General features: G+C 63.9%; 13 protein-coding genes and 1 pseudogene. 6 read left to right on the top strand and 8 right to left on the bottom strand.

The window, feature by feature from the left end; all coding sequences use genetic code 11:
- Positions 1-9 precede the first annotated feature (9 nt).
- A complete protein-coding gene (locus JG747_RS17025; protein ID WP_020628922.1) occupies positions 10-432 on the bottom strand; it encodes a hypothetical protein in 423 nt (140 codons plus the stop codon).
- A gap of 240 nt (positions 433-672) precedes the next feature.
- Here JG747_RS17025 and JG747_RS17030 point away from each other — a divergent pair, with 240 nt between their 5' ends.
- Together JG747_RS17030 and JG747_RS17035 are read left to right on the top strand one after the other, a co-directional pair.
- Positions 673-1,185, top strand: coding sequence for a TetR/AcrR family transcriptional regulator (locus tag JG747_RS17030; protein WP_244748124.1), 513 nt, complete (start codon positions 673-675; stop codon positions 1,183-1,185).
- Positions 1,182-1,820 carry an MOSC domain-containing protein gene (locus JG747_RS17035; protein ID WP_202359656.1) on the top strand — a complete coding sequence of 213 codons (639 nt, stop codon included), beginning with the start codon at positions 1,182-1,184 and terminating at the stop codon, positions 1,818-1,820. The genes JG747_RS17030 and JG747_RS17035 overlap by 4 nt, the downstream gene beginning before the upstream one ends.
- Before the next feature lie 66 nt (positions 1,821-1,886).
- On the opposite strand, the gene JG747_RS17040 is transcribed toward JG747_RS17035, so the two are convergent.
- Positions 1,887-2,726, bottom strand: coding sequence for an SDR family oxidoreductase (locus tag JG747_RS17040; protein WP_038647761.1), 840 nt, complete (start codon positions 2,724-2,726; stop codon positions 1,887-1,889).
- Between the two features lie 132 nt (positions 2,727-2,858).
- Complete coding sequence (locus JG747_RS17045) at positions 2,859-3,821, bottom strand: D-amino acid aminotransferase (RefSeq protein WP_202359657.1); 963 nt, start codon at positions 3,819-3,821, stop codon at positions 2,859-2,861.
- Between the two features lie 157 nt (positions 3,822-3,978).
- Here JG747_RS17045 and JG747_RS17050 point away from each other — a divergent pair, with 157 nt between their 5' ends.
- The gene (locus JG747_RS17050; RefSeq protein ID WP_202359658.1) at positions 3,979-4,488 is read left to right on the top strand and encodes a hypothetical protein; all 510 of its coding nucleotides are present in this window, start codon (positions 3,979-3,981) and stop codon (positions 4,486-4,488) included.
- A 5-nt stretch (positions 4,489-4,493) separates the two neighbouring features.
- Here JG747_RS17050 and JG747_RS17055 read toward each other — a convergent pair whose 3' ends face one another.
- A complete protein-coding gene (locus JG747_RS17055) occupies positions 4,494-4,808 on the bottom strand; it encodes a DUF2293 domain-containing protein (protein ID WP_019859122.1) in 315 nt (104 codons plus the stop codon).
- On the bottom strand, positions 4,805-5,329 hold the full coding sequence (gene tsaA / locus JG747_RS17060) for a tRNA (N6-threonylcarbamoyladenosine(37)-N6)-methyltransferase TrmO (RefSeq protein ID WP_244748125.1): 525 nt from the start codon (positions 5,327-5,329) through the stop codon (positions 4,805-4,807). Before tsaA ends, JG747_RS17055 begins: the two co-directional genes overlap by 4 nt.
- A 194-nt stretch (positions 5,330-5,523) precedes the next feature.
- On the opposite strand from tsaA, the gene JG747_RS17065 reads away from it, so the two are divergent.
- Together JG747_RS17065 and metF are read left to right on the top strand one after the other, a co-directional pair.
- Positions 5,524-6,546: an ArsR/SmtB family transcription factor gene (locus JG747_RS17065; protein WP_202359659.1), complete on the top strand. Its 1,023-nt coding sequence runs from the start codon at positions 5,524-5,526 to the stop codon at positions 6,544-6,546.
- Complete coding sequence (gene metF / locus JG747_RS17070) at positions 6,546-7,463, top strand: methylenetetrahydrofolate reductase [NAD(P)H] (RefSeq protein WP_019859120.1); 918 nt, start codon at positions 6,546-6,548, stop codon at positions 7,461-7,463. The genes JG747_RS17065 and metF overlap by 1 nt, the downstream gene beginning before the upstream one ends.
- Positions 7,464-7,880: 417 nt before the next feature.
- Here the strand turns inward: metF and JG747_RS17075 are convergent, their stop codons facing one another.
- Positions 7,881-8,798: a DMT family transporter gene (locus JG747_RS17075; RefSeq protein ID WP_202359660.1), complete on the bottom strand. Its 918-nt coding sequence runs from the start codon at positions 8,796-8,798 to the stop codon at positions 7,881-7,883.
- A gap of 208 nt (positions 8,799-9,006) precedes the next feature.
- On the opposite strand from JG747_RS17075, the gene JG747_RS17080 reads away from it, so the two are divergent.
- Complete coding sequence (locus tag JG747_RS17080) at positions 9,007-10,227, top strand: alanine racemase (protein WP_202359661.1); 1,221 nt, start codon at positions 9,007-9,009, stop codon at positions 10,225-10,227.
- Positions 10,228-10,343: 116 nt separating this feature from the next.
- On the opposite strand, the pseudogene JG747_RS17085 reads toward JG747_RS17080, so the two are convergent.
- Together JG747_RS17085 and JG747_RS17090 are read right to left on the bottom strand one after the other, a co-directional pair.
- Positions 10,344-10,463, bottom strand: a pseudogene (locus JG747_RS17085) (SDR family oxidoreductase); the annotation flags it as partial.
- A gap of 92 nt (positions 10,464-10,555) precedes the next feature.
- Entirely contained in the window at positions 10,556-11,734 is a 1,179-nt protein-coding gene (locus JG747_RS17090) for a lytic murein transglycosylase (protein ID WP_202359662.1), read from the bottom strand.
- Positions 11,735-11,770: the final 36 nt, after the last annotated feature.

Genomic DNA, 11,770 nt, shown 5'->3' on the forward strand with positions numbered 1-11,770 from the left:
CCTATCAGATCAATGCGCAGCGGCGGTGGCGGCGGCGATGAGCGCGTCGCCGGTAAATTGCCTGTCGCCGATGCCCCAGCCGCCGTCAGGCGCGTTGACGATGTTGATCCAGGTATTTTCCGGCTTGTGCCCGGGCACGCAGAGTTCGGCGACAATTCCGGCGGCCGTGGTGATGAAGGCGTTGCGGGTCTCGATCGAGCCAAGGCCGATATTGGGCAATTTCAACTCCACCATCACGACGGGCCTATTGGCGCCGCCGGCATAGATATGGCGCAACGGCAGGATGTGGACCGTGCCGCCGACGATCGCGGTGAAGAAGGCATTGCCGGTGGCGCCGGAAGCTTCGATGAGGGCGGCGCTGAGGCGCGGCAGGATCTCTCGCTCTCCGGCCTCTGTCAGGACGCCTTCCGGCGCGGTCACGGTGATGGGCATTGGTCTCTCCTTGTCCTCGGGCTGCACGGCCTTGCCGGAAGATCGTCTTCCGGCTTGCCATGTTTCGTATCAATTGTTACGTTATGTGAAACGAGCGAGTCAATAGGTTTCGTATCGATCACTATGGATAACTTGGAAAAGGCTAGGGGTGGTCGTCCCCGCACGTTCGACCCCGACCGGGCGCTGGATGCGGCGATGCATCTGTTTTGGGAGCATGGCTATGAGGCGACGTCGCTGGCCATGCTGCGCGAGGCGATGGGGCTGACGCCGCCGCAGATCTACAACGCCTTCACCGACAAGGAGACCTTGTTCCGCAAGGCGCTGACGCGCTACCACGAGACGGAGATCGGCTTTGCGCTGGATGCGCTGAGCGCGCCGGTACCGACGCGCGAGGCGATCCGGCGGTTGCTGCAGGGCGCGGCGGAGGCCTATTCCAGGCCCGGCAAGCCGGGCGGATGCCTTTTTGTCAGCGGTGCCCTGGCGGCCTCGCCGCAGGCGCGAGCCATCGCGGATGAACTCAAGGCCTATCGCAAGGCGAGCGAAGCGGCGATCGCGGAGCGTCTGGCCAAAGGCCAAGCGGCGAGCGATCTGCCGGAAGGCTTCTCCGTCGAGAGCTTCGCCAAATATATCGCCGGCGTCATGAACGGCATGTCGATCCAGGCGCGGGACGGCGCGTCGGCCGAAGAGTTGCGCATTATGGCCCAAACCGCCCTTGCGGCCTTGCCGCCCGAAGAGCAAAAACGGGGAGCATGATTCAAGGACGGAACGCCATCATGGATCTCTTCCCCGAAGCCGAGAAGCCGGTCGAAATCATTCCGGCGAAGAAGCTTTCCGCTCGCGCCGCAGCGCTCTTTGTCGCGCCGGCGGATCATTTCCAGACGCGACCGGTGGAGGAATTGCGGCTCGGCTTCGACGGCATTTCGGGCGATTTCCATGCCGGATCGACGCGGCGCTCGGGCGGGCGCGAACCCTGGTATCCGCGCGGCACCGAAATGCGCAACGAGCGGCAGCTGTCGATCGTGGCCGCGGACGAACTGGCCATCGTCGCCGGGCGGATGGGCCTTCCCGAGATCAAGCCGGAATGGATCGGCGCCAATCTGGTGATCGAAGGCGTGCCGCATCTGTCGATGCTGCCGGCCGGCACGCTGCTGTTCTTCAAGGATGGCGTGACCCTCAAGATCGATGCCCAGAACGGACCATGCCGCATCGCCGGGCGATCGATCGCCGAAAATGCTGATATGGCCGACATCGAGGCCGGCGCGCTGCTCTTTCCCAAGGTGGCCAAGCGGCTGCGTGGCGTGGTCGCCTGGGTCGAGAAGCCCGGAACGATCAGGGTCGGCGAAGAGATTTCGGCGCGGGTGCCGGAGCAGTGGATTTATCAGGCATAGCCGCCCGTTCTCATCGTGACCGAAGGGCTACGCCGCTGATGAGCGGCGTAGCAAAATGCTGGAGCCTCAGCCCTTGCGGTTCTTGTTGGCGCCTTGCGCCATGACGGACACGTGGTCCCATTTGTCCCAGGTGGCGAGGCGGTTGGCGTATTCCTGGCGGATCATCGGCAGGCCGCCATCGCCGAAGAACACGCGGAGCGGCGGCTCGGCAGCATCGACGATGGCCAGCATCGCCGGGCCGGTCGCCTCGGGATCGCCGGCGACCGAATTGGCGCGGCGCTCGGCCATCTTGGCGCGGGCGGGCGCATAGGCTTCGATCGGCTTGGAGACCTTGGCTGAGGCGCCGGACCAGTCGGTGGAGAAGCCGCCCGGCTCGACCAGCGTGACATGGATGCCGAATTCCGCGACCTCGATGCTGAGCGACTGGCTGAAGGCTTCCAGCGCCCATTTCGAGGCATGGTAGAGGCCGAGCGAGGCAAAGGCGTTGACGCCGCCGATCGACGAGATCTGGATGATGTGGCCGGACCGCTGCGCCCGCATGATCGGCAGCACGGCCTGCGTGACCCACAGAGCGCCGAACACATTGGTTTCGATCTGGTCGCGGGCTTCTTGCTCGCTGACCTCTTCGATGGCGCCGAAATGGCCGTAGCCGGCATTGTTGATGACGACGTCGAGCCGGCCAAAGCGCTTGTGCGCCTCGGCGACAGCGGCATCGACGGCTTTCTTGTCGGTGACGTCGAGCTTGATCGCGGCAATGTTGTCGCCATATTTCTCGACCAGATCGGCGAGCGTGCCGGCGTCACGGGCGGTCGCGGCAACGCGGTCGCCGCGCGCCAATGCGGCCTCGGCCCAGACGCGGCCAAAACCCTTCGACGATCCGGTGATGAACCAAACCTTATTTGTCATGATGTGGAATCCTTGCCCCTGCGGGCGCAATCTTGGATGAAAGCGGAGGCTTCTCCGCTTTCGGGCATATACGGCCTATCCCGTGATTTTCCAGAGGCGAGGGGGATCTTTTTTGAACAAGACGCCCCTTGATCAGGGATAACTCACCTGAGACGACCAGGCCGGATCGTCGTGCTTTTGCCAGTAGAGCACCATCAGCCGGCCGGTAACAGGCCCGACCTTGCCGTCGGCGATCGCAGCGCCATCGATCTCAGTCACCGGCATGATGCCGCCCGCGGTCGAGGTGATGAAGACCTCGTCGGCCGCCTTCAGCGCTGCAACGCTGACATCGGCGGCGGCGGCGACAAGACCGTCTTCGGCGCAGAGATCGAAGACGGTGCGGCGGGTGATGCCAGGCAGCACGCCGATGGCCGGCGTCGACAGTTTGCCATCCTTGACGCAGAAGACGTTGAAGCCCGGACCTTCGGCGACATTGCCGTTGAAGTCGAGGATGAGCGCGGTCTCCGCACCGCGGTCATAGGCGTCGTAGAGGCCGCGCACCAGATCGAGCCAGTGGTAGTTCTTGATCGACGGATCGACCGAAGTCGGCGGGATGCGCACCTTGTCGCTGATGGCGACGCGCAGGCCGCGCTGCAACTGCTCGGCATTCGCGACCGAGCCGAACGGCACGGCGAAGGCCATGAAGCGGTTGATTGCCTGGCGCGGATCGCGGCTGAAGGTCGGCGAGGCGCCGCGCGTGCACAGCATTTCGACATAGGCGGCGCGATGGCCCGAAAGGGCGACGCAATTGTGCAGGATCTCGGCCACGCCATCCCTGTCGAAGGGAATGGTCATGCGCAGCTTTTCGAGCCCGCCGAAGAAGCGGTCGAGATGCAGGTCGAGGCGGAAGAAGCGGCCGTTCCAGACATGCACCGTGTCGTAGGTGGCATCGGAATGCAGGAACCCCCAATCCAGCACCGACACCTTGGCCTGCGACATCGGCAGGTACTGGCCGTCGAGGAAGGCGACGCCATCGGGATAGGAATGCGGGTCGACGTGGCGGTCGCCGACCGTGAGCAGCGGCCTTGAAGCCTTTGTTGCCGTCGTCTGGTCCATCGGGACCTCCTCGTGTGTGGGGCGGGCCATCAGCCTACCGGCCCGGGAGAGGAGGCATAGTGCCAGCCGTCCGGGCGCTGTTCGTCCTCCATAACGGTCCAGCCGATACACCGGATTGGAATTGCCGTATGATAGGTGGCTTGGAGTGGGAGGGGATATGGGCAGGCTTGGGACGGTCATCGCAACCATGATGATTTTCGCCGGCGCGGGCGAGGTCAGCGCGCAGTGCGTGAAACAAGGCGACGAACTCTGCCAAAACGGCCAGACCTATCGCTGCGAGAAGACCGGCAGCGAACTGACGCCGATCTTCCAGAATGTTCCTTGCGCGGTGAATGCGCCGGCGCAGACGCTGACCGGCACCTGGGTCGGCAGTGGCCACCAGAGCCCGGCGGGGGACGCCGGCGCCGACTGGTCGATCGCCATGACGATCAGGGATGACGGCGCGTCGATCGATTATCCGTCACTCGGCTGCGGCGGATCGCTGTCGCAGACGTCGAGGGACGAGACATCGGCGGAATTCCATGAGAGCATCACCTACGGCCAGGACAAGTGCATCGACGGTGGCGACATCACCGTCCGGTTTTTCAAGGGAAACCTGTCCTGGACCTGGGTCGGCCAGGCCGACGGCCAGCCCTACAATGCGATCGCCGTGCTGACCAGACAATAGCCGCCTCACTCCTCTTCGTCGTCGGCGTCGAGCAGGCGTGTCGCGCGCCAGCGGGTGAGCACGATGTTGGTCTGCTCGATGACGAAGAAGCGGGCGGAGTCGCGGTCATAACCCTCGGCCAGCAGCTTTTCGTAGTCGGTGTGCATGTGGCGGATGTGGGCGATCGTCGCCAGCCACACGGCAATGCCCGGCGGCAAGGTCTTCATATGCACTGCGCCGGCGTCGGCGCGGATCTTCTCCATGTCGGAATAGGGCGCGAGCGGCAGAAGGGCGGTCAGCGCCTTGGCGATGGCGCGGCGGCGGCCGGTCGGTGCTGTCATCGTTCATCGCGTCCTTCGACGATCGCCTCTGGCATGGCGTCGGTCGAGGCGAAGTAGGGCTTCATGTCGATGACCGGCGTGCCGTCGAGCACGTCGATGGCGTCGAGATCGAGGCGCCCAGTGGCGATGTCCAATCCGATGAGCCTTGCCACATGCAGGCCGACCGGGTTCGGCCGGGCAGGGGAGCGCAGGCCGAATACGCCTTTCGCTTCAGCCGCATGGCGAGGTTTTTGCACAATCAGATTCCGCGGCGCGTGATGCAGCCAGGACAGGATGATGACATGGCTGGCACGCTCCAGCCCGCGCAGGCCTTCACGATAGGGCGCGTCGATGGTCAGCATCGCCGGCTGCCCGGTCTCGCGCGCCGTGCGCATGTTTTTCGGGCAGCTTTCCCGCGTTACCCAAGGCGAGGCGATGCGGCCGATGAAGACGATTCCGGCATCCGCCGGCATCGTTGCCGGATCCTGTTCCAGCCTCTGCTCGCCTTCGCGTGCCTCGAACATTTCGCGCGGCCCGGTCATTTTGCCCATCTCCGTGCTGCTGGCTGCCATTGTCAGAAGACCGCTACACATTTTTGGGCGGCGCCCACCGGAAAATCACGCATGCGGCATTTTCTTGTCCGGAAGCGACATAGCGCTTGCAAGGTTTTGAAAATCGACATAAACATATGTTTATATCTTTTTCAAAGTGAATGCGCTGAAAAGAGAATACGCTGATGCATGTTTCGCTCGACACCATGGTGGATACGCTGAAGGCGGCGGCCGAATCCAGCCGCCTGCGCATATTGGCACTGTTGTCGCGCGGCGACCTCACCGTTTCCGATCTTACCGAAATTCTCGGCCAGTCGCAGCCGCGCGTCTCGCGGCATTTGAAGCTGCTTCTCGAGGCCGGGCTGATCGACCGCTACCAGGAAGGGTCATGGGCGTTCTTCCGCCTGTCGGATGCCGATTCCGCGCGTGACTTCGTCATGGGCCTGGTTTCCAGCATTCGCGGCGCCGATCCGCAGGTCGAGCGCGATCTCGAGCGGCTGGCCTCGGTCAAGCGCAAGCGGCAGGACCGGGCGGCGGAGTATTTTTCGGTGAATGCCGCAAGCTGGGACCATATCCGCTCGCTGCATGTGCCGGACCGCGCGGTCGAGGCGGCGATGCTGAAGCTGGTCGGCAAGCGGCCGTTCCAGTCGATGCTGGATCTCGGCACCGGCACCGGGCGGCTGCTCGAAATCTTCTCGCCGCTCTACCGGCGCGGTGTCGGCATCGACATGTCGCGCGAGATGCTGACCGTGGCGCGCGCCAATCTCGACAAGGCCGGCGTTTCCAATGCGCAGGTGCGGCAGGGCGATATCTTCTCGCCGCCGGTCGAGCGCGATGCCTTCGATCTCGTCACCATCCACCAGGTGCTGCACTATCTCGACGATCCGGCCCGCGCCATCCACGAGGCGGCGCGGCTTTTGCGCCCGTCGGGCCGGCTGGTCATCGTCGACTTCGCGCCGCACACGCTGGAATTCCTGCGCGAAGAGCACGCACATATGCGCCTCGGCTTTTCGGACCGGCAGATCGGCGAATGGTTTGCCGAGGCCGGCCTCGATCTCGAGGATGCCCAGGAATTCGAGCCGCGCGGCGGCAGCGAGCCCAGGCTCACCGTCAAACTCTGGCTTGGCCGCGATAGGCGCCTGCTGATCGCCGACCCTGCCTACGACAGCCAGCAGACCAAAGTGAATTCGATAGGGGAAATCGCCTGATGAACCAGTTCCGCTTTTCCCGCCGCCCCGACATTGGCGACAAGGTCAAGGTTTCCTTCGAATTCTTCCCGCCCAAGAATGACGAGATGGAGGCGCGGCTGTGGGACACGGTCACAAGGCTGGAGCCGCTGAAGCCGAAATTCGTCTCGGTGACCTATGGCGCCGGCGGCTCGACGCGTGAGCGCACGGCGCGCACCGTCTGCCGCATCCTGAACGAGACCAGCCTGACGCCGGCCGCGCACATGACCTGCGTCGATGCCGCCCGCCATCAGGTCGACGCGGTGATCCAGGAATTCGCCGATATGGGCGTCAAGCGCTTCGTCGCCCTGCGCGGCGATCCGGCCGCGGGCGTTGGAACCGCTTACCGTCCGCACCCGGACGGCTATGCCAATGGTGCCGAGCTGGTCGGAGCTCTGAAGGACGCTGGCGATTTCGACATTTCGGTTTCGGCCTATCCGGAGAAGCATCCGGAAAGCCCCGACTTCGCCACCGATATCGACATGCTGAAGCGCAAGGTCGACAATGGCGCGACGCGGGCGATCACCCAGTTCTTCTTCGACAACGATCTCTACGAGCGCTATGTCGAGCGCGCGCGCCGGGCCGGCATCTACATCCCGATCGTTCCCGGCATCCTGCCGGTGCATAATTTCACCCAGGTCGCCAATTTCTCGGCGCGCTGCGGCGCGCTGGTGCCGGCATGGCTGGCTGAGCGCTTCGACGGCCTGCAGAACGACCCGCAGACCCATGCGCTGGTGGCATCCGCCGTCGCCGCGGAACAGGTTCTCGACCTGGTCGAACGCGGGGTGGGCGACTTCCACTTCTACACAATGAACCGCGCCGACCTCGTCTTCGCCATCTGCCACATGATCGGCATCCGCTCGCATGAGGCGGAGGTGGCGGGCTCGGCTGCTGCATGAGGCCGCGCTGAACAGCAAAAGGCCGGGTAAAAACCCGGCCTTTCGAATTGCTTAGACTATCTGGTGCTGGTCTTCCCTGTTTTGGCGGGTTCAGGGAAGGACGCCCATAATGAGGGCGCCGATGAAAGCAAACGCAGCACAAATCATCAATGCGTTGATTGGCCTCGTAAGTCCCATGACATAGCCTCCTCTTAAAGAGCTATGCCTAAGAGTCTAGGTCCATTTGTGCCACAGGCAAGCGGAAAATGTGCTGCATTGCGACGTGATTGTGAAATTTGCGACTCCGATTTTGCCGTTAGCCGTTGAAACTTCTCGGCAAAAACCCGCTTTAGACCTGTGAATAAATTGTGGCGGCGACGTGTCGATGCTGTGTCATGGCAGCGCTACCGCCGCGAAAATCGACTTCGATTTTCGCGCCTAACGCCTTCCAAGGACACGTCCGTCGATTGTGAGAAGACCGAGGCCGATCAGCACCACGCCGCCGGTCTCGAACAGTTCCAGCCGCTCGCCCAGGAAAAGGAAACCGAGCAGCATGGCGCTGGCCGGCACGATCAACGTGACCAGCGAGGCGTTGGTGGCGCCGGCCGAGGCGACGAGGTTGAAATAGAGGACGTAGGCGAAGGCGGTGGACAACAGCGCCAGTGCCAGCACCGCCGCCCAGACTGGCGGCGAGGCCGAGAACAGGCCGGCCGGGCCGTGCGCCAGCAGCACGACCGGTATCATGATGATGGTCGAGGCGGTCAACTGCCCGGTGGCGATGACCGGCGAGGGCACGCCCTTGAAGCGGCTGGCGACCATCAGCGCGACGCCATAGGACAAAGACGCGCCGATCAGCGCGAATTTGGCCCATACCGGGCCGCCAAGCCCGGCAAGCACGCCGGGACCGATCATGACAGCGGTGCCGACGACGCCGAGCCCGATGCCGGCGAGCTTGTTCCAGGAGAGCTTCTCGTCCGATGTCAGCGCGTTGGCAAGGATCAGCGTCCAGAACGGCGTCGTCGCGTTGAGCACCGAGGCGACGCCGGCGCCAAGCTCGGTCTGGCCGGCGAAGATCAGCGAGAAGGGGACGACATTGTTGGTGAAGGCCAGCAGGAAGAACAGGCCGGCATGCGGAAAGGCAAGGCGGAAGGACGGGCCGCGCAGGCCGAGATAGATCTGCAGCGCGATTGCCGCGATGGCGACGCGAAACAGCACCAGCACCAGAGGGTGAAGCTCCGCCACCGCGATGCGGGCGAAGAAGAACGAACCGCCCCAGATGGCGCCAAGCAGCAGCAACTGCCCCCAGTCGGTAAGCGTCATCGGTCCGCGCGACGCTGATGTAGCGGCAATTGCCATGTGGATCGTCCTCCCCCCGACATGCCGGCTCGAATGTCAGCCGGCCAGACACGGGCATATCGGGTCTGGCGACAAGCGCCACCCGAAACCTGGTCGATGGATGTCGCCGAAGATTAGCGCCGCGGCGTCAGGTGCGCGAGACACAGAATTGTTTTCATTGGCCGCTAGCTTGGATTAATTGTGCGCAGCCGAGATCGAGGATTCGTCAATGCAGCGATTCGAGAATGCCCGCGAGGCGGCACTGGCGCTTCGTCCTGACGATCCGGTCTATTGCTTCCGCCCGCAGGTGCTGAAGGCCGATGCCAGGCAGTTCATGAGCATGTTCCCCGGCAAGACCGCCTATGCGGTCAAGACCAATGGCGAGCAGATCGTGCTGAAGACCTTGGTCGAGGCCGGCGTCAACGCCTTCGACGTCGCTTCGCCCGGCGAATTCGCTGCCGTGCGCGCCGTCTCTGCCGATGCCGAGATGCTCTACATGCACCCGGTCAAGGCGCAGTCGGACATCAAGCTGGCGCTGGAGAAATACGGCATCCGCGTCATTTCGCTCGACCATGAGGACGAGATCACCAAGCTGACGCGGGTGGTGCGGGCGCTCGACATCGACCCCGGCTCGATCAGCGTATTCGTGCGCATCCAGACGAAAGGGTCGGCGGCCTACGAACTGTCGAAGAAATTCGGGGCCGGGCCGGCCTATGCGGTAGAACTCGCCGAGCGGCTGAACCGCACGGGCTACAAGGTCGGCCTGTGTTTCCATGTCGGCAGCCAGATCGAGGATCCCGACACCTATGAGCGGGCGCTGGCTTCGGCCGACTGGGTGCGCAACCGGTTGACCTTCGACATCGCCGGCCTCGATGTCGGCGGCGGCTTTCCGGCCGAATACGGCCATGATCCCAACCGCAAGCAGATCGAGATGCCGTCGCTCGGCCAGATCATGTCGCGGCTCTCCGGCGACTTGAAGGAATATCAGTTCGACCAGATCCCGCTGGTGGCCGAGCCGGGCAGGGTGATCGTGGCGCGTTGCCTGTCGCTGATCGTGCGCGTGCTGTTGCGCAAGGGCAAGCGGCTCTACATCAATGACGGCATCTGGGCGTCGCTATCGGATTCATGGACCGGCAAGATCACGCTGCCGGCGCGCTTCATTCCTGATCCGGCGATCAGGACCCGCAATGGCGCTGAAAAGAACATCGTGCCGTTCAAGGTCTGCGGCGCGACCTGCGATTCCGTCGACATCCTGTCCAGGCCTTTCTGGCTGCCGGAAACCGTCGACACCGGCGACTGGATCGAAATTGGCCATATCGGCGCCTATTCGCTGTCGCTACGCACACGCTTCAACGGGTTCTATCCCGATACGTTCGTCGAGGTGACGACGCCGTTCGACGAAGGCGATGCGCCGCAAGGCTTTGCGAGTTTGGAGACGATGGCAGACTAGGGGGTAGGGAATAGGAAGTAGGGATCGTTTGTTATACTGGCGCTTTCAATGTCACCTTTGGTATTTGCCCACTGCCCACTGCCTACTGCCTACTGCCTACTGCCTACTGCCTATCCCTACGCCACTCCACCGCCAGCCTGGATGTTCTCGCCGGTCAGCCAGCGGGCCTCGTCGCTGGCCAGGAAGACCGCGATATCGGCAACGTCGCGCGGCGCGCCTATCCTGCCGAAGGGCGACATGCCGCCAGCCTTGCGGGCGTTCATCGATTTCGTGCGGGCGAGGAGAGCAGGCGCTAGCCGGTAGCGAGGGCCTCAAGAATGGCGGCCCCTCACAGCTTCGCCAAAAGCTCCGGTGTCGGCCAGCCGTCCACCGGCAGGCCAAGCCGCATCTGCTCCTTGCGGATCGCTTCGCGGGTGTTGGTGCCCAGAATGCCGTCGACCGTGCCGACGTCGTATCCCCGGGCCTCGAGCTTGGTCTGCAGCGCCTTCATCTGCTCGTTGTTGAGGCCTTGGTCCGGGGTGCGCGGATCAAGCGGCGGCGCGCCTGCGAGCCGCGCGGCCAGATTGGCCGCGGTCAGCGCATAGGTGAAGGACTGGTTCCATTCGAGATAGACATCGAAATTGTCATAGGTGAGGAAGGCCGGGCCCTTGCGGCCCATGGGCAGCGCCAGGCCGGCCTTCAGCCCCTTGTCGACGAGCGGCGAGCCGTCGGGATTGGTGACGCCCCACTGCGCCCACTGCGTCAGCGGCAATTTGTTGGTGCGCCCGGTCTGATCCCAGGGCATCTCGTCGGGCACCCGCACTTCCTGTATCCAGGGTTCGTCGCGCTTCCAGCCGCGCGACAGCACCTTGTTGGCCGTGGTCATGATCACGTCGGGCACGCTGTTGCGCAGGTCGATCTTGCCATCGCCGTCGCCGTCGACGCCCCGGGCCAGATAGTCCGAAGGCAGGATCTGCGTCTGGCCGATCTCGCCGGCCCAGGCGCCCTTGACGTCGGCCGGCAGCACGCCGCGATCGATCAGCTCCAGAAGCGGCACCAGCTGCTGGCGGAACAGCTGCGGGCGGCGGCAATCATGCGAAAGCGTCACCAGCGCGCTCAGCGTGTGGAAATCGCCCTGCACGGCGCCGAAATCGGTTTCCAGCGCCCAGAAGGCGGTGATGACCGGCGCCTGCACGCCGAACTGCTGATCGGCGCGGGCGAAGACATCGGCGTATTTCTTCATGTTCGCCGCACCTTGCTTCAGCCGATAGGCCGAAATCATGCGGTTGGAGAACTCGATGAAGGTCTGGGTGAAGACGCCCTGCGCGCGGTCGCGCGCCAGCGCCCGCTCGTCAAAGGTGGCATCTTCCAGCGCATCGAGACCCATGGCGCCGACACCGGCCGCCTTGGCTTCCGCCGCCACGCCCTGTTTCCAGGTTTCGAAGTCGCCGCCGCATTCCTGCGCCATCGCCGGCAAGGCCGTGGCGCACAGGAATAGCGCCGCGAGGGCTTGGGAACGCAGTCGCATCAGCTTCCTTTCGAAACGAAGAGGGCATTGTCGCGC

This window comes from Mesorhizobium sp. 131-3-5 (genome assembly GCF_016756575.1).
GTDB classification, from domain to species: Bacteria; Pseudomonadota; Alphaproteobacteria; order Rhizobiales; family Rhizobiaceae; genus Mesorhizobium; species Mesorhizobium jarvisii.